Genomic DNA, 17,698 nt, shown 5'->3' on the forward strand with positions numbered 1-17,698 from the left:
CTTTGTGGTGCAGGGAAAATCTGGGTTGGTGCGAAAGGCTGTGCTGGCGAATGGTGCGGTCGGAGCGGGCGGCGACCCCTCCCCCTCGGATCAGGTCACCCTCAGAGCAGGTGCCCCCTCGGATCAGGCGTCGATGATCAGGTCGCTCAACGCGGTCGAACAGCAGGGCAGGAACTTCCCGGCCTCGATCTCTCGTGCGCGGATGCCGCCCTGGTGGTTCATGTCGACGTCACCGTCGAGCTTGACGACCTTGCACGAACCGCACATGCCTTCCTGGCAGTTCGCCCCGATCTTCACACCCGCGGCCCTGGCAGCGTCGAGGACGAATTCGTCCGAGGCGACGCGAACGTTGAGCTCGCTGCGCACGAACGCCATCGTGTGCTCCCCTTCGCCGACAGTAGCGAAGGTCGCCGGGTCGACGACCGTGGTTTCGTCATCTGACTCGACATCTGCGCTCATAACGTCCCCCGCCGAGGCTGTGCCCGGGTCGGTCTCGACCGTCGCAACCGCTTCGGCGTCCGCCACGACCACCTCAACCTCGGGCTCGAAGGGAACCTCGGCCAGGGCGTCGACGGCTTCCACCGGATCCCCGGTGGTTTCGACGGGCCCGTCGGCGGTGTACTCCGGTTCGTACATCTCCAGGGCAGCCGGCTGCTGTTCGTAGTACTCCTCGGTCGATGACGCGATCTCTTCGGCGATCTCCCCAGCCAGGGCGACCTCCTCGGCGTATTCGCGTCTGGTCGCACGGTCTCCGGAAAAGAACTCCATGAACACCGAGGTGTCGTCCACGCCGACCTCGCGCAGACACTGCGTCGCCGTGTTGAGATAGCCCTCGGGACCACAGGCGAACACCTGCCGCCCATTGGCATCAGGGACGACCTCTTCGAGGAGCGCGGTCGAGAGGCGGCCGGTCTTCCCGACCCAGACGCTTCCGGCGCCGGCCGACTCGTCTGCCAGCGCCCGGTCCCCCTGTGCCCGGTCCCCCAGGGTGTAGATGACCTCAATCCGGAAATCGGCGCGGGCCAGGAAATCCAGCTCTTCGGCAAACGCGAAGCGATCCGGTGCGGAGCCGTGATAGAGCAGGACGACGTCGGCCTGACCTGGAAGGGAATGGATCGTGCGCACCATCGACATGAGCGGGGTGATCCCTGCTCCGGCCGCAAGCAGCAGGTACCGGGCTCGCCGATCATAGTCGGCGAGGTGGAAGGCGCCCACCGGACCCAGCATCTCCAGGACGGCGCCGACCCGCAGAGACTCATGCGCCCAGGTCGAGACGAGCCCCTTCGGGTCGCGTTTGATCGTGATGGAGAACGTCCACGGTTCCGTCGGCGCACTCGAGATCGAGTAGCTGCGAGACACCGGCTCGGCGTCCGAACCATGCACGGGGAAGTCGATGTTGATGTACTGACCGGACCGAAATGCCAGTGGGGCACCGTCCATCCGGCGGAACACGAAGACCATCATGTCGCCCGCCTCGGGGATGGTCTCCACACACTCGGCGGAGAATTCCTGGGGGTGCCACGGGCCCAATGCCGTGGCGGCACCGGCGGGCCCGGTGGTAGACGAGAGGGCCCGGTTCCACGGCATCTCGAGGCCCCGGACCCGCTGCGCCAACGGAATCATCGGGTCGTCGATGCGCTTCATCCCACGTGCTCCCGCATCCGCTGCACGTACCAGTTGATGAAGGCCTCGACCTGATATTCGCTCTTCATATAGGGACCCTGCTCGTAGAACGGGCTACTCGCACCACGTTGGCAGAGTTCGACGAAGTCCTTGTCCTGCAAGTTCGTCTGCTTCCACGTGTGCGTCAGCGTCTCGAGGTCGTAGTCGACGCCTTCAACCGCATCGTCGGCGACGAGCCACGTGGTCCGCACCTGAGTCTGGTGAGCATTGATCGGGAGCACCGTGAACGTCACGACATGATCGCCGAGGAGGTGGAACCAGCTGTTGGGCTGCAGGTGCATGGAGCAGCGACCCAAACGAAAATCGGGAAGATCGCCGAGGAGCTTCTTCACCAACCGTCGCCCGTCGGCTGAGAATGACTCCCCCTGCCCGTCCAGAGATTCGCGCGAGATCCGGATACCGGCGATGCGGGTGTCGAGTTCTTCGACGACCTCGTAGGGCAGTCCGTAGCGGCGGCACCGGTATTCCAGCGAGGCCTGTGCCTGCTGGTTGCGGTCCCAGACGTCCTCGAGGTGCGGTGGGATCGTGTCATCACTCAGCCCCCATGTCGGGAACAGGGCGCAGGCCAGTTCCGGGTGCCCATCACAGTGGTAGCACTCGCGGTTGTTCTCCATCACGAGTTTCCAGTTGGCTTCCTCGATGATGTTCTGCTGATAGGCCACCTTCGTCTTCGCGAGTTCGTGCGGGGCGACATAGGGGGCGAAGATCGCTGCGGTGTCATCGAAATCAGCTGGGGGTTCATCGGCCAGGCACAGGAAGACGAGGCCAGCAGCGATCTTCCCGTGGGCTCGTTTTAGCGAATAGCAGGCCTTGTCGAATTCCATCTCACCCGGCGCCGAGGCGTGGATGAGGTGCCCGTCGGGTGAATAGGTCCACGAGTGGTATCCGCAGACCAGGTTGCCCGTGGTGCCGGCCGCCTCGGTGAGGACGCGGGCCCCGCGGTGGCGGCACACGTTGTGGAGGACGTTGACGCCCCCGTCGTCGGTGCGCAGGACAAGGAGCGAGTACGGACCATAGTCGAGGGTGACGTAGTCCCCGGGCTCTGGGATCTCGGCGACGCTGCAGGCGAAGACCCAGTTCTGCCCGAAGATGGCCTGCATATCGAGATTGAAGAGATGGTCGTCGGTGTAGAAAGGAGCCTCGAGAGAGAATCCGGTGCGTCGCGTGTCGAGCAGTCGGCGGAGCTCATCGAGTCTCTCTGCGCTGAAGCCGGCAGGGAATCCCTTCTTCGTCGGCGCCAGATTCACTGCGGTCAATTCCATCTCCCTTGATGTCTGCTGCTGTGCTGCACAGCGCGTCGGCTTCGGCTCCCTGCTCGGCACAGTGCCTCGATCCGTGCTGTCACAAACGACACTAGCGATCTCAACACTGCAGGAAAAGCGGGAGATTCTGATGAATTATGTGCGGTTTTTCCGCATGGTTCGGGGCACAATGGTGTCATGATCGATCCGCGTCTCATCATGCTTCGCACATTCGCCGCCTGCGGTACCGTCGCCGCCACGGCCGAGCTCACCGGCTACTCGCCTTCGGCCGTCTCCGGACAGCTGCGCGAGCTCCAGCATTCACTGGGAATGACGCTGCTCGTCAAGGACGGGCGAGGGTTGCGCCTGACCGCGACGGGTCGGCATCTTGTCCGCCGCTCCGACCGACTCATCGCCGAGTGGGAGGAGATTCGAGCCTCGTCCCTGACAGCCGGCGACCACACCCCCTCACATTTCGGCATCGGCGGGTTCTCAACCGCCTCGTCGAATCTCCTGGCCCCATTGGCTGCGAAGCTGCGTGGGGCTCACCCTGATGTCGGAGTCCACGTGATCGAGGCCAGCCCGGCACGCTGCTTCGAGCTCCTCGTGGCTGAACGCATCGACCTCGCGGTGGTGGTCGCGATGCAGGGTGAGGTTCAGGTCGAGGAAGACCCGCGTTTCGACAAGATCGATCTTCTCGACGATCCGCTCGACGTCATGGTCCCTTCCGACCACGAGGTGGCTGAGCGTGAGTCGGTCTCACTCGCGGAGCTCGCCGGGGAGGAATGGATCAGCGCCGGACCCGGCTCGCCGTATCACGCGCTGTTCGTTGCGGCGTTCACTGCGGCCGGCGTCACCCCGACCGTCGCCCACGAGACGATCGAGTGGGAGACGTCTGCCGCACTCGTCGGTGCGGGAGTCGGAGTCAGCCTCATTCCGCGTCTGGCCAGTTCACTGGGTGAGGCGAATGTGACACGGGTTCGACTCAGCGGCTCCGGGAGGCTGAGTCGGAAGATCATCGCCGCCGTCCGAGCGGGCAGCCGGGACTCGCCATTCATCAAAGAATCACTGGCGCACCTGCGAACGACCTCGCGGCACATCCTCTCAACCCGCCTCGATGAGACGCCCGCGACGGCCTAACGTGGGTAGTCTCGGGCTGCGGGACGGCTGCGACGGCCTGACGTGGGTGGTCTCGAGGTACGGGACCGGACCTATTGACAGAAGTCTCCTGTGACCGCGAGACTGCTCGTACGTCTGATAACAGACTGATATTTCAGGAACCGTCGGCGCTTCCTGACCGCCTTTTCGCCCACCGACCATGGGACGACGACGCTTCTTGGACATCGACAGCGGTGCGACACAGATGGAGACTCAACGATGAGCAACAAGGCAATCAGCTACGCAGGCCCCGGCAAGGTCGAGGTCATCGACACCGAATATCCCGAGTTCGTCCTCAAGGACGGGCCCGGCGTCCATCCCGCCAATGTCGGCCGCAAGGTCGATCACGGCGTCATCCTCAAGACCGTAGCCACGAACATCTGCGGCTCCGACCAGCACATGGTCCGCGGCCGCACCACCGCACCCGAAGGGCTCGTCCTCGGCCACGAGATCACCGGCGAAGTGGTCGAAGTCGGTCGCGATGTCGAGTTCGTCAAGGTCGGCGATCTCGTCTCTGTGCCGTTCAACATCTCCTGCGGTCGGTGCCGGAACTGCATCGAACGCCAGACCGGCATCTGCCTCAACGTCAACCCCGACCGCCCAGGTTCTGCCTACGGCTACGTCGACATGGGCGGCTGGGTCGGCGGCCAGGCCGAGTACGTCCTCGTGCCCTATGCCGATTGGAACGTTCTGAAATTCCCGGACAAGGACCAGGCGATGGAGAAGATCCTCGATCTGGCCATGCTCTCCGACATCTTCCCCACCGGATTCCACGGTGCAGTCGGGGCCGGCGTCACGATCGGTTCGACGGTCTACGTCGCCGGTGCAGGCCCGGTCGGAATCGCGGCGGCCACCTCGGCGCAGCTCCTCGGTGCCTCGGTCGTCATCGTCGGTGACCTCAACGAGGACCGTCTGGCACAGGCACGGGCCTTCGGATGCGAGACCGTCGATGTGTCCAAGGGCGATCCGAAGGACCAGATCGAGCAGATCCTCGGCACTCCCGAGGTCGACTGCGGCATCGACGCGGTGGGCTTCGAGGCGCGCGGCCATGGCAAGGATGCGGCCACGGAAGCCCCGGCGACCGTGCTCAACTCGCTCATGGACATCACCCGTGCCGGCGGCAGCCTGGGCATTCCGGGCCTCTACGTCACCGGTGATCCGGGGGCGGCCGACGAAGCAGCGCAGCAGGGTTCACTGTCGATGCGCTTCGGCCTCGGCTTCGCGAAGTCCCACGTCTTCGTCACCGGACAGTGCCCGGTCATGAAGTACAACCGCGGCCTGATGCACGCGATCCTCAACGACAAGGTGACGATCGCGAAGAACGTCAATGCCACACCCATTGCCCTCGACGACGCCCCGCAGGGCTACGCCGATTTCGACTCCGGCGTCGCCAAGAAGTTCGTCCTCGATCCCCACGGCATGATCAGGGCCTGAGTCAACGCCAACTCAGGGCCTGCTCAGCGACTGAAGCAGCGCCTGAAGCAGCGCCTTGCACCAACAGCAGCTCTCGCCGAAACTCGGCCGCTGCGTCGAGACCCTCAGTTGCACACTCGTGCTTCGACGTAGCGGCCGAGTTTCGGTGAGCAGTCAGCAGCCAGCGCCCGCGTCTCGGCTCAACGCCCGTGTCTCGGCGAGCAACCAGCGCGCCGCAACCAGCGCCCCGCGACCAGCCAGCCGCTGCCAACAATCCGCGGCCAGCACAGCATTGAACCAGCCCGTCCCTCAGCCCACTTCGTCCATCAAGCGCGCGAACGCCAGGTGGGCGAGCGCTGCGGCCTGGTCGCCGAGGAGTCCATCATCGAAGACCACCCTGGGCGAGTGGTTGGTTTCCGCGTTCGGGTCCACACCCTCTGGTGTGGCTCCGAGGAACACGAAGGTGCCGGGCACTTTCTGGAGCACATAGGAGAAGTCCTCGGATCCCATCCGCGGTACTGCCATCTCCTCGACGCGTTCGGAACCGAAGACCTCGCCGAGGCGGTCGATGACCAGCTGGGACTCGGCAGGGTTATTCATGGTCACGGGGAAACCGAGACGCAGGTCCACCTCGGCGGTGCATCGGTGCGCGCGGGCGATGCTCTCCGCGATCTCGTGCACCCGTTCCTTGACCAGTGCGATGGATTCGGCAGAGAGGTAGCGAATAGAAGCGGTGAGCTTCGCGGAGTCCGGGATGACGTTGCTGGCCTGTGCGCCCTCGAGCTGCGTCACGGAGACCACGACGGGATCGAAGATGTCGAAGGACCGGGAGACCATTGTGTTCAAGGCGAGCGCGATTTCGGCAACTGCCGGTACTGGGTCGCGCGTGGCCTGCGGCTGGGAGCTGTGGCCGCCGGCGCCGTGGATCTTCAGGTTGAGATCGGCGAAGCCTGCCATGAGCGGCCCGCCTTTGGTGGTGAACCTCCCACGCTCGTCGGCTTCGACGTGGATGCCGTACGCGGCGACGACCGGCACACCGGCCGCTTCGAGGAGGCCTTCGTCGATCATCGGCTCGGCCCCGCCCTCAACCTCCTCGGCGGGTTGGAACATGAACACGATGGAGCCGGGCAGCTCGTCCCGGTGAGCGGCGAGCAGTCGGGCGGCACCGACGAGTCCGGCGGTGTGCATGTCATGGCCGCACGCATGCATGTTGCCGTTGGTCGACGCGTATTCGAGACCGGTGTCCTCGGCCACCGGCAGTGCGTCCATGTCCCCGCGCAGCAGCACCGCAGGTCCGGTTCGTCCCCCCTTGAGCACAGCGACGATCGAGGTCAGCGACTCCCCCGTGGTGATCTCAAGGCCCAAGCCAGCGAGTTCGTCCAGAACCGTCTTCTGAGTGAAGGGCAGCTGGTAGCCGAGCTCGGGATGGGCGTGCAGGGTGCGACGCAAGGTCACGAGGTCGTCCTGCAGACCCTGAGCCTCGGTGCGGAAATCTGGGGTGGAGCCGGATGGTGATGCGGACATGAGAGCGGTTCTCCTTCGAGCCAAATGAGCGGTGCGTCCGACTCTACTGAGCTTCGAGCCGAGCTGAATGACAGTCCCTACTGTGTATCGGATCCGACTGCAGAGTCATCGGGCCCGACCGCAGAGCCATAGGCGGCGACGAACCGGGTGAAATCCTCAAGGAAGTCATCGACCCGATCACCGAGGGCGTCCAGGCCGGAGGCGAACGCGGTGAGGGCTGTCGCGACGTCGTCTTCGAAGATCCGCGCCCCCTTCTCCGTTCGCGAGATCTCATGGGCGGAATCCCCTGAACGCCGCGAACGCTGCAGGAGCCCTTCGGCCATCGCCGCATTGATCTGCCGATTCACGGTTGACTGCTCGAGAGACAGTTCAGCCGCGATCTCCTTGAGCGTGCGAGACTTCCCATCGGCGAACATCCACAGAATCCGCAGGTCCGCCGTGCCCAGCTCCATTGTGCGCGATTGCTCCCGCTGAGCGCGATCGAGTCGGGAGATGAGGGCGGCAACCTTGCGATCAGCAGGAAGGTCTGCATCGAGGGGAAGGGTTGCTTCCTCGCGTGAACTCCGAGTGGTTGTCCAGTCGGTTTTTGGTCGAGGCCTCATAGCTATATAGTTTATACAGAAGATCGATATGTATAATACATAATTCCCCTCGGGCGGAGCTCGCCGGCACGGGACAGGAAGAAGACTCGTTTGAACCATCAGCACAACAGCCCTGGCGATCCGACCACGGCCTCCGCAGCTCCAGCGGCCCCAGCCGCCAAACCGCTGCTCATCGTCATGGTCCTCGGCTTCTCCAGCCTGTGCGCCGCGCTCATGCAGTCCCTGGTGATCCCGATCCAGCCGGAGCTGCCGCACCTGCTCAACACCTCGGCGAGCAACGCGGCCTGGGTCGTCACCGCCACCCTGCTCGGTGGAGGCGTAGCCATGCCTGTGGCCGGTCGCCTCGCCGACATCTACGGCCGCAAGCCAGTCCTCGTCGCCTCGGCCATCATTCTGCTCGTGGGCTCCGTCATCTGCGCCATGTTCTCGACCATCGGCCCGGTTCTCATCGGACGCGTCCTGCAGGGCTTCGCCATGGGATACATCCCGGTGGCGATCAGCTTCGTCCGCGAAATCACTCCGCCTGCCATGCGCAACTCAGCGGTCGCGGGCATCAGCGCCACGCTCGGAGTCGGCGGCGCCCTCGGCCTGCCGATCGCGGCCTGGATCGCTCAGGACTTCGACTGGCATATGCTGTTCTGGCTCTCGGCCGTGCTCGCCGCGGCGATGGTCGTGCTCTCACTCGTCGTTCTCCCGCACACCTCGCCAGTGGATCCCGGACGGTTCGACGTCCTCGGCGCTGTGGGGCTCGCGGTCGGCATCGTCGGCGTTCTCGCTGGAATCTCGAAGGGCAATGACTGGGGATGGAGTGCCCCCTCAACTCTGCTGGCGATCATCGGCGGAGTCATCGTCCTCATCGCCTGGGGCTTCTTCGAAGTGCGACACCCCCACCCGCTCGTCGATCTGCGCACCACCGTCCGACGCCCGATCCTCCTGACGAACATCGCGGGAATCCTCATCGGCTTCGGCATGATGGCGCAGTCGATCGTCGTCCCCCAGCTCCTCCAGATGCCCGAGGCCACCGGCTACGGACTCGGCCAGTCGATCCTCCAAGCCGGACTGTGGATGGCTCCGGCCGGTCTGATGATGCTGGCCTTCACCCCGATCTCGAGTCGCCTCCTCTCAACCATCGGCGGGCGTCCGACGCTTGCGCTCGGCGCCACGGTGATTGCCGGCGGCTATGTATTCGCCGTCTTCCTCGACGGGGCACCCTGGCAGCTCATGATCGCCACCTGCATCGCCTCGGCGGGAGTCGGCATCGGGTACGCAGCGATGCCGACGCTCATCCTCGAGAACTCCCCCGCCGCCGAGGCTGGTGCCGGGGTCGGCGTCAACGCCCTCATGCGGTCGATGGGTACAACCCTGGCCGGCGCGGTGATGGCGATCGTGCTCACGAGCCAGACCGTGTCGGTGGGTGGAGCCCAGATCCCCGCCGAGGCGGCCTTCCGCACCTGCTTCATCATCGGTGCCGCGGCCGCATTGGCCGGAGCCCTCGTCGTGCTGCTGATCAAGCGCAGCAAGCCGGAATCGCATGTCGTCGAGACCCCGGAGAACGCCGAGTCCCACGCCTGATCGTTCCCGACGCCCGAGGTCTCTGGCCTCGAGCCATGGACCTCGGGCGTCGGCATGCGTACCGTGGTCGGTGACGCGACCACTCGATGAGGAGACCGCTGTGCGCATCATCATCACCCAGAACATGACCCTCGACGGCCGAGTTGAGATGCTCGACGACTGGTTCGACCCACAGGCTCAGGATGAGGAACTGTCCGCCGAGCTCATGCGCCAATCAGCCCACGAGGACGTGCTGCTGCTCGGGCGACAGACCTTCGAGGACTTCCGCGGCTATTGGCCGTTGCAGACGGATGACACCACCGGAGTCGCCGAACATCTCAACCAGGTCGACAAACGAGTGGTGTCGACGACACTGAGTGATCCGGGCTGGCAGAACACGACCGTGATCAGCAGCGATCCCGTTCGAGCCGTTACAGCTCTGCGCGATGCACCGGGCCGCGATGTCATCCTCACCGGCAGCATCACCCTGGCGCATGCGCTCATCACCGCCGAGGTGGTCGATGAGTTCCGGATGTTCACCTATCCCGTGTGGCAGGGCCGCGGGCGTGGCTTCTTTCCCGAGGGCGCTCCCGCACCGAGGCTGCATCTGCTCGAGTCGAAGTCATTTCCCAGTGGGGTCGTCTACTCGGCCTACAGTCCGCTCACCTGAGGCACCTCAGGCCGTACCGAACATCACCTTCCGCCCATCGGGGTCCTGAACGGTGACGACGACCTCATCGACATCGATCAGCGGCGCCCCCACGCTCTCGACATCGGCGAGGAACGCCTCCTGATCCTCAATCCGGAAGTACAGGTGGGTGAGGTTCGACTCGCTGTTCGGCGGAAAACTGTAGTCCGCGAAGCCATGTGCGTCGTGGAGGGCGACCTGAACTCCCTCGACCTCAAGTACGAAGTACGTGTACTCGTCATTGCCCTCTTCCTCCAGCGGCACACCAGCCAGGTCTCGATAGAACGCCGCGGTCTTCGCGCTGTCCTGACATGTCAGAAAGACTCCCCTGAACCGTGCAGTCATGATCGGGCTCCTTTGCCGCTTGGGTTATCCAAGTGTCCTGTCTTGCCAAGCGACGGTCAAGGTCTACTCAGCCGGCGGCAACGTCAACCTGTTAGCCTGACGGGCTGATGCCGAAAGCAGGAGTGAGTGTGCAGAAGAGCAAATGGTTATTGGGCCTCGTCGTCGCGACAGCAGTGGGATCACTGGCAGCCTGCGGCTCCCCCGAGGAAGAGCCGAAAGCCCAAGAGACATCCGCCTCGGCGAAGCAGGAGGCCGGAAGCGACGCGTCCGGACAAGGACAAGACCAGGGACAAGAAGGCAAGCCGGACACCAAGGGCATCCCTGACGTCGTCGCCGAGGTCAATGGTGAGAAGATCACCAAAAAGGACTTCGTCCCCCTCTATGAGACCCAGTACCAGCAGATGCAGATGCAGTCGCAGCAGTCGGGTCAGCAGGTCGATGAGAAGCAGCTCAAGACGCAGACGGCTGAGAACCTTGTGAGCACCGAGCTGCTCAGCCAGGAAGCCGACAAGCGCGGCATCAAGGTCTCGGACAAGGACGTCGACAAAGGGCTCGAAGAATCCGCCAAGTCCAGCCAGATGAGCAAGAAGGACTTCCTCGCCGCCATGAAGAAGCAGGGCATGGACGAGAAGAAGGTCCATTCCGAGCTGAAGACCCAGCTGTCCATCGAAGGCCTCATCAAGGATGAGTACGGCGAGTTCAAGGCCAGCGGCGAAGAGATCGGCCAGGCCTATGAGCAGGCGAAGAGCCAGCAGGAGCAGATGGCCCAGCAGGGCGGCCAGCAGGCTCAGGAAGTCCCACCGCTTGAGGAGATGCGTCCGCAGCTCGAGGAGCAGGTGAAGAGCCAGAAGTCGACCGAGGCGACTCAGAAGTACGCGAAGAAGCTTCGCAAGCAGGGCGACGTCAAGGTCAACCTCTGATCCGCACGATCACCGATTTCGGCTGAATAGACTCGGGCCCACGGGCCCGAGTCTCATTCTTGGGGAATTTCGGAGTGTTCCTCGCCAAATCCCTGCGTGCGCTCTAATGTGTAGGGGAACAGAAGCGTGTTATCGAGACACGTTCGTCCTCACAGCACGTGCGACCAATGATGGTCGCACGCAGAGCACACCAATCTAAGGATTCCTGCATGGCTTCCGTCCTCACGCGGTCAGCGATCGTCGCGCCGAAGAACTTCAACCGATGGCTGATCCCGCCTGCCGCTCTGGCGATCCACCTGTGCATCGGCCAGGTCTACGCGTTCAGCGTATTCAAGATCCCCTTCATGTCGCACTTCGACGCCGGTGAGGTCTCCATCGGCTGGATCTTCTCCATCGCGATCCTCATGCTCGGCATCTCCTCGGCCGTCTTCGGCCCGTGGGTGGAGAAGAACGGCCCCCGCGCATCGATGGTCGCCGCAGGCACCTGCTGGGTCGTCGGATTCTTCATCGCGTCGCTGGGGATTCTGACCGGTCAGCTGTGGCTCGTCTACCTCGGCTACGGCGTGATCGGCGGCATCGGTCTGGGCATCGGCTACATCTCGCCGGTCTCGACGCTGATGAAGTGGTTCCCCGACCGCCCAGGTCTGGCCACCGGCCTGGCCATCATGGGCTTCGGCGGCGGCGCACTCATCGCCAGCCCCATGTCGAATCAGCTGATGAGCATGTACGGCGGCGGCACGGAACCGGAGAACCTGGTCGCAGGCCTGACCCCGACCTTCATCACCCTCGGCATCGTCTACGCCGTGGTCATCGCCGCCGGTGCCTTCGTCATCCGAGTCCCTCACCCCGAGTGGTCGCCGAAGGGCTTCGATCCTGCCAAGGCGACGACCAAACCCATGCAGACCAAGGGCAACGTCTCCGTTCGCAATGCGATCCGCACCCCGCAGTTCTGGTTCCTGTGGGTGGTCCTCTTCCTCAACGTCACCGCCGGCATCGGCATCCTCGAGAATGCCGCGCCGATGATCCAGGCCTACTTCGGCATCACCGCCGCGGCCGCAGCAGGGTTCGTCGGTCTCCTCTCGATCGGCAACATGGGCGGTCGCTTCATCTGGTCGACGACCTCGGACTACCTGGGCCGGAAGAACAACTACATGATGTACCTCGGCCTCGGGCTGCTGCTCTACCTAATCGTCGCGCTCTTCGGTGGCAGCTCCATCGTCCTGTTCATCCTTGCGACGCTGGTCATCATCTCGTTCTACGGCGGTGGCTTTTCAACAATTCCCGCCTACCTCAAGGACCTGTTCGGGGTCTATCAGGTCGGCGCGATCCACGGCGCCCTCCTCACCGCATGGTCTGCGGCAGGCGTGGCCGGCCCCCTCATCGTCAACTCCGTCGTCGAGGCCGGAGAGAAGGCCGGCAAGACAGGGCCCGAGCTCTACACGCCGGGCATGTACATCATGGTCGGCGCGCTGGCCATCGGCTTCATCGCCAACATCCTCGTCCGTCCGGTTAAGGAGAAATTCTTCGAACGCGAAGAGGACGTCAAGGCCAAACAGGCCGCCGCCCTCGAAGGCGACAACTGAAAGGCTGGGAGGAAGACCATGAGCGAATCCACACCCACTGCACACGTCCCGCTCGAGGGCTCACCGCAGTCACCCGTCGGCAGTACATACAAGGCGGTCGGTTCGACCCTGACGGTCGTCGTGGTCGGCGGTCTCCTCTGGGGCCTGGCGCTGACCGTGATCAAGGCCGTGGCAATCTTCACCGGCTGAGAACCACCCGCACCCTCCCCGAGGCGGCCCTCCGATTCATTGCCCGCTGGTCCGGGCACGTAGGATCGTTCCATGCCGAATGACGAGGACTCCGCACCACACCAGAGCTCTCACGGCGGATCTCGAGTGCCCTGGGGATCGATTCTGCGCAATGTGGCATTGGCCCTGGCCGTGCTCGCGGGACTGTGGCTGGTGTTCAATGTGCACCTGCCCTCACTCGACGGAATCCAGAAGCAGATCGCCGATGCCGGTTTCTGGGGCTTCGGCATCTTCATTCTGCTCTACGCGGTCGTCGCGGCCACACCGATCCCCGTCACCATCATGGCCGTGGCAGGCGGCCTGGCGTTCGGCCTCGTATTCGGCACAATCCTGTCGATGATCGGTGTCCTGGCCGGCTGTTTCGGAGGCTATTGGATCTCCCGCGGCCTGGGACGAGAAACCGTGATGAGGCTGCTGGGCAATCACGCCGAGGCCGTCGAATCACGTCTGACAAACGGCGGTTTCTACGCGGTGTGCATGCTTCGCCTCATGCCCGGCTTCCCCTACTGGCCGGTGAACTACGGCAGCGGAGCGCTGGGCATCAGGAGCCGCACGTTCCTCATCGCCACCATCGTCTCAGCGCTGCCGGGCCAGCTGTCCCTTGTCGCCGTCGGCGCATTCATCGGGAACCCCGGTGTCTTCACCGGCACTGCCGTCGCCATTTCGTGGGCACTGGTCATCGTGCTCACGATCCTCACCTTCCGCCGCTGGAAGTCGGAGCAGAAGGACTCGACGTCCAAGTCAGCGCAACCTGAGCAGTCACAGCAGGCTGAGCAGTCAGAGCCGGGGAAACAGGCTGAGCCGACGGACCGGACTGACACAGGCGAAGACGCCTCGAACAGCTGAGCTTATGGCACAGCTCAGCCGCTCAACGCCGGCCTTGGGTCACCCGAAATTCGGTGCCCGACGCTCCTGGAAGGCCTTGAATCCTTCGGCATAGTCCGGGGTCTGACGAGCGGTCTCTTGGAGGTTGGCCTCTTCGGCAAACACCTGCGCCAGAGTCGGGCGCTCATCGGCGATCTTCTGCACGAAGCCCTTTTCCATCGCGAAGGCCTCAGCCGGACCACTCACGATCTTCGCCAGCTTCGCTTCGACGAACTCACTCAGTTCCTCGGCTGGAACCGCGCGGGACACGACGCCCGCGGCTGCAGCCTCGGCGCCGGTCATGAAATCACCGGTGATGATGAGGTCCATCGTCCGGTGATACCCCACGCGGTCGAGGAACACATGGTGGGCGCCCGAGTCGAGCATCGCGCCGATCGCGGCGAAGGGCGAACCGAACTTAGCGTTGTCGGCTGCGATGATGATGTCCGCAGCCGCCGCGACCCCGAAGCCCAGCCCCAGCGCCGCACCCTGGACCTGCGAGATCACGGGGATCGGCAGCGCACGGATCGCTTGGAAGACGGGGGTGAAGATCTCGGCGAGGAACGCGTGCGCGTCATCTGTTTCGACGTCGACGGCCGAGATGTCGCGACCTGAGCTGAAGACCTTGCCCTCTCCCCTGATCAGGAGCGCGCGAACGCTCGGGATCGCTTCGGCGACCTTGGACACTGCCGCCGCGAGATCGCGGAGGTTGTCAGCATCCAAGGCGTTGCGGGATTCGGCTCCGTCGAGGACGATCTCGGCGATGTTTCCCCGGTTGGACAGTCGGATCTCGGTCACGTGTGCTCCTTCGCAGATGACAATGGTGCAGATGAAAACGGCAGGCAGGCTTGGTGCCTAGCTGGTCACCAAGTATAGAATCCCTGGCCGGACTTTCGGCCCAGCTCACCTGCTGCGACCTTGTCCTTGAGCAGCTGTGGCGGTGCAAACCTGGGTCCCAGCTCCGCTTCGAGATGCTCGGCGATGCCGAGGCGGATGTCGAGTCCGACGATGTCCGTGGTCTTCAGCGGCCCCGCCGGGTGGCGGTAGCCCAGGGTCATCGCGTTGTCGATGTCCTCGGCACTCGCGACTCCTTCCTCGACCATCCGCACCGCTTCGAGAGCCAGAGCCACGCCGAGGCGGCTGGAGGCGAATCCGGGCGAATCCTTGACCGTGATCGCCGTCTTCCCCAGCCCCTCGACCCATGACTTTGCGACGTCGACGAGTTCTGGCCGAGTGTGGGTGCCGACGACGATCTCGACGAGGTCGGACACGGGGACGGGATTGAAGAAGTGCAGTCCGATGAGCGCCTGGGGCCGGGGCAGGCCGACGGCGAGCTCGTTGATGGACAAAGCGCTCGTGTTCGTGGCGATACTCGCGGCGGGCGCGTGCTTCGCGATGGCGGCCAGGATCTCCTGCTTGAGTTCGACGATCTCCGGGACCGCTTCGACGACGAGCAGTGCCTGATCGAGCAGTGTGGGATCGCGTACGACCTCGACGCTGCCCTTGACCTCGAGGCCCTTGGACTTCGATTTCTCGATCGAGGCGTCGACGCGTTCCTTTGCTGCGGCCACGGTCTCATCGGTGTTCTCGATGATGATGACGCGAGATCCAGCGGTGGCGAATGCGTGGGCGATGCCTGCACCCATTCGGCCGCCGCCGTAGACGCCGACGGTCTCTGGAACCTGGGCGGAGTTTTTCACCTCCGGGGTGTGCACGGCGTCAGGTTCGTGTGCCGCCTCAGTCTGCTGCGGCGTCTGCTCGCTCATTCGGTGGTGCCTTCCTGATCAGTGCGCGGTCCTGCCTGATCGGTCCGCGGTCCTGCCTGGTCGGTCCGCGGTCCTGCCTGGTCGGTCCGTGGGCTTGCCTGTTCGTCCATGGCCTGGGTCGCCACGGCTTCGGCCTTCTTCCGCTTCTTCGCTTCCCGTTTGGCCAGGAATGCATCCATGCGGGTGTACTTCTCTTCGGTTTCGAACAGCACGGCCTGGGCCAGATTGTCGATGAGCGGGTGCGCTTCGCGTGGAGCATGGAACGCCGACTTCGAGAGCCGCACTGCCAGCGGCGCGAAGCTCGCGATCCGGTCGGCAAGAGCCTGCCCCGCGAGTTCGAGGTCTTCGGGGTCGACGACGTCGTTGAGCAGTCCGATCGATTTGGCTTCATCGGCCTGCAGCGTGCGCCCGGCCAGCAGAATCTCCTTGGCCCGAGGCTCGCCCACAAGTTCGCGCAGACGCCACGCAGCGCCGGCCGCGGCGAGGATGCCGAGTCCGGTCTCGGGGTTGCCGATCTTCGTCGTGGGTGTCCCGATCCGGAAGTCACAGGCGAAGGCGAGTTCCGCACCGCCGCCCAGAGCGAAGCCCTCGACGAGAGCGATGACGGGCATCGGCAGTTCCTGAATCCGAGTGAAGACCTTCGAGTTGATGCCGGCCAGTGCCTCGTGGCGGCCGCGATTTCTCAGCTGCCCGATATCGGCCCCTGCGGCGAAGACGCCGTTCGAGCCGGTGAGGATGGCGACCTTCGGCTCGGCCTCAAGCTCGGCACACACCTCATGGAGGGCATCGACCATGTCCTGGTCGATGGCGTTGCGCACCTCTGGCCGGCTGAGTCGGATGATGACGCGATCCGGGAGGCGTTCGACGACAAGCGGGGAATTCCCGCCGCCGGCACCGCTGGCCGGGTCGGTCGCTGCGCCCCCGCCGCCGGCGCTCATACTCGCTCCAACAGGAGTGCCGAGCCCTGGCCGACGCCGACGCACATCGTCGCCAGTCCGCGCTTGGCATCGGCCTGTTCGAGGCGGTTGAGCAGGGTCAGGGTGATACGTGCGCCCGAGCAGCCCAGGGGGTGGCCCAGCGCGATCGCTCCGCCGAAGCCGTTGACCGTCTCCGGGTCAAGCCCCAGATCGCCCATGCAGGCCAGGGACTGTGAGGCGAAGGCTTCGTTGAGTTCGACGGCCTCGAGCTGATCGACGTTCCAGCCGACGCGGTCGAGGACCTTGCGGGTGGCCGGGACGGGTCCGATGCCCATGATCTCCGGGGAGACACCGGCACTGGCACCGCTGACGACGCGTGCCCTGGGGCTCAGACCGTGCTTCTGGGCATAGCGTTCGCTGACGAGGATCGTGACGGCGGCACCGTCGTTGAGCGAGGAGGAGTTGCCGGCGGTGATGACTCCCCCGGGTCCGTGGATCGCCCGCAGCTTCGCGAGCTTCTCCGGGGTGGTGTCCGCACGTGGTCCCTCATCGGCGCTGATATCGCCGATGGGCAGGATCTCGGGAGCGAACTTGCCTGCCTCCTGGGCGGCCAGCGCCTTCTGGTGGGAGGCGTAGGCGAAGGCATCGAGCTCTTCGCGGCCCAGTTTCCACTGCTCGGCCACACGTTCAGCGGTCTGAGGCATCGACAGGGTGGTGTCCTCGCCGAAGGCGGGGTTGGTGAAGCGCCAACCGATCGACGTGTCCCAGGACCTGCCCGGCTTCGACCAGGCCCGCTGAGGCTTTTCGGTCACCCATGGGGCACGGGTCATCGATTCGACGCCACCGGCCAAGACCACATCGGCGTCGCCGGATGCGATCATCTGCCGGGCCGTCGTGATCGCGGTCAGTCCTGAGGCGCAGAGGCGGTTGACGGTGAAGCCGGGCACGGATTCGGGCAGACCGGCCAGCAGCACGGCCATGCGGGCGACGTTGCGGTTGTCCTCTCCGGCCTGGTTCGCCGAGCCGAGGATCACCTCGTCGATGTCGGTCGGGTCGACGCCTGACCGCTCGACAACGGCTTTGAGCGTGGCCGCAACCAGATCATCGGGTCGCTGATCAGCGAGTACTCCGCCGTAGCGGCCGATGGGTGTGCGCAGTCCGTCCAGGATGAATGCCTCGGGCATGGGTCTCCTCAGGTGTGGTGTGTGGTGGCGC

At 64.5% G+C, this 17,698-nt stretch carries 17 protein-coding genes; 8 read left to right on the forward strand and 9 right to left on the reverse strand.

The window, feature by feature from the left end; all coding sequences use genetic code 11:
• Positions 1-123 precede the first annotated feature (123 nt).
• Complete coding sequence (locus INT40_RS03870; protein ID WP_193095550.1) at positions 124-1,644, reverse strand: flavin reductase family protein; 1,521 nt, start codon at positions 1,642-1,644, stop codon at positions 124-126.
• The gene (locus tag INT40_RS03875; RefSeq protein WP_413463156.1) at positions 1,641-2,939 is read right to left on the reverse strand and encodes an aromatic ring-hydroxylating oxygenase subunit alpha; all 1,299 of its coding nucleotides are present in this window, start codon (positions 2,937-2,939) and stop codon (positions 1,641-1,643) included. The genes INT40_RS03870 and INT40_RS03875 overlap by 4 nt, the downstream gene beginning before the upstream one ends.
• 183 nt (positions 2,940-3,122) lie before the next feature.
• On the opposite strand from INT40_RS03875, the gene INT40_RS03880 reads away from it, so the two are divergent.
• Together INT40_RS03880 and fdhA are read left to right on the forward strand one after the other, a co-directional pair.
• Positions 3,123-4,064: a LysR family transcriptional regulator gene (locus INT40_RS03880; protein ID WP_193070877.1), complete on the forward strand. Its 942-nt coding sequence runs from the start codon at positions 3,123-3,125 to the stop codon at positions 4,062-4,064.
• A 237-nt stretch (positions 4,065-4,301) separates the two neighbouring features.
• Positions 4,302-5,516, forward strand: coding sequence for a formaldehyde dehydrogenase, glutathione-independent (fdhA, locus tag INT40_RS03885; protein WP_101570093.1), 1,215 nt, complete (start codon positions 4,302-4,304; stop codon positions 5,514-5,516).
• Between the two features lie 288 nt (positions 5,517-5,804).
• Here fdhA and INT40_RS03890 read toward each other — a convergent pair whose 3' ends face one another.
• The gene (locus INT40_RS03890) at positions 5,805-7,019 is read right to left on the reverse strand and encodes a M20 metallopeptidase family protein (RefSeq protein WP_193070879.1); all 1,215 of its coding nucleotides are present in this window, start codon (positions 7,017-7,019) and stop codon (positions 5,805-5,807) included.
• A 77-nt stretch (positions 7,020-7,096) separates the two neighbouring features.
• Positions 7,097-7,621, reverse strand: a complete 525-nt coding sequence (locus tag INT40_RS03895; RefSeq protein WP_193095551.1) for a MarR family winged helix-turn-helix transcriptional regulator — start codon at positions 7,619-7,621, stop codon at positions 7,097-7,099.
• Positions 7,622-7,711: 90 nt separating this feature from the next.
• Between INT40_RS03895 and INT40_RS03900 the strand changes: the two genes are divergently transcribed.
• Entirely contained in the window at positions 7,712-9,193 is a 1,482-nt protein-coding gene (locus INT40_RS03900; RefSeq protein ID WP_101570090.1) for an MFS transporter, read from the forward strand.
• A 100-nt stretch (positions 9,194-9,293) separates the two neighbouring features.
• Positions 9,294-9,842 carry a dihydrofolate reductase family protein gene (locus tag INT40_RS03905; protein WP_413463549.1) on the forward strand — a complete coding sequence of 183 codons (549 nt, stop codon included), beginning with the start codon at positions 9,294-9,296 and terminating at the stop codon, positions 9,840-9,842.
• Positions 9,843-9,848: 6 nt separating this feature from the next.
• Here INT40_RS03905 and INT40_RS03910 read toward each other — a convergent pair whose 3' ends face one another.
• Positions 9,849-10,205 (reverse strand): VOC family protein, encoded by a 357-nt coding sequence (locus INT40_RS03910; RefSeq protein ID WP_101570088.1) that lies wholly within the window; start codon positions 10,203-10,205, stop codon positions 9,849-9,851.
• 128 nt (positions 10,206-10,333) lie between these two features.
• On the opposite strand from INT40_RS03910, the gene INT40_RS03915 reads away from it, so the two are divergent.
• From INT40_RS03915 to INT40_RS03930, 4 genes are all read left to right on the forward strand, one after another.
• Positions 10,334-11,125 (forward strand): SurA N-terminal domain-containing protein, encoded by a 792-nt coding sequence (locus INT40_RS03915; protein ID WP_257930047.1) that lies wholly within the window; start codon positions 10,334-10,336, stop codon positions 11,123-11,125.
• Between the two features lie 209 nt (positions 11,126-11,334).
• Positions 11,335-12,708, forward strand: coding sequence for an OFA family MFS transporter (locus INT40_RS03920; protein WP_193095553.1), 1,374 nt, complete (start codon positions 11,335-11,337; stop codon positions 12,706-12,708).
• 18 nt (positions 12,709-12,726) lie between these two features.
• Complete coding sequence (locus INT40_RS03925) at positions 12,727-12,897, forward strand: hypothetical protein (protein WP_180958899.1); 171 nt, start codon at positions 12,727-12,729, stop codon at positions 12,895-12,897.
• A 72-nt stretch (positions 12,898-12,969) separates the two neighbouring features.
• Complete coding sequence (locus INT40_RS03930) at positions 12,970-13,782, forward strand: TVP38/TMEM64 family protein (protein ID WP_193095554.1); 813 nt, start codon at positions 12,970-12,972, stop codon at positions 13,780-13,782.
• A gap of 39 nt (positions 13,783-13,821) precedes the next feature.
• Here the strand turns inward: INT40_RS03930 and INT40_RS03935 are convergent, their stop codons facing one another.
• The 4 genes from INT40_RS03935 to INT40_RS03950 form a co-directional block, all read right to left on the reverse strand.
• On the reverse strand, positions 13,822-14,598 hold the full coding sequence (locus tag INT40_RS03935) for an enoyl-CoA hydratase/isomerase family protein (protein ID WP_101570085.1): 777 nt from the start codon (positions 14,596-14,598) through the stop codon (positions 13,822-13,824).
• Between the two features lie 65 nt (positions 14,599-14,663).
• A complete protein-coding gene (locus INT40_RS03940; protein ID WP_193095555.1) occupies positions 14,664-15,566 on the reverse strand; it encodes a 3-hydroxyacyl-CoA dehydrogenase family protein in 903 nt (300 codons plus the stop codon).
• Positions 15,563-16,504: an enoyl-CoA hydratase/isomerase family protein gene (locus INT40_RS03945; protein WP_226830788.1), complete on the reverse strand. Its 942-nt coding sequence runs from the start codon at positions 16,502-16,504 to the stop codon at positions 15,563-15,565. The genes INT40_RS03940 and INT40_RS03945 overlap by 4 nt, the downstream gene beginning before the upstream one ends.
• On the reverse strand, positions 16,501-17,667 hold the full coding sequence (locus tag INT40_RS03950; protein WP_193095556.1) for a thiolase family protein: 1,167 nt from the start codon (positions 17,665-17,667) through the stop codon (positions 16,501-16,503). The genes INT40_RS03945 and INT40_RS03950 overlap by 4 nt, the downstream gene beginning before the upstream one ends.
• Between the last annotated feature and the right edge of the window lie 31 nt (positions 17,668-17,698).

Origin of the sequence: Brevibacterium sp. FME17, from assembly GCF_014897515.1 — a bacterium.
Classification (GTDB): Bacteria; Actinomycetota; Actinomycetes; order Actinomycetales; family Brevibacteriaceae; genus Brevibacterium.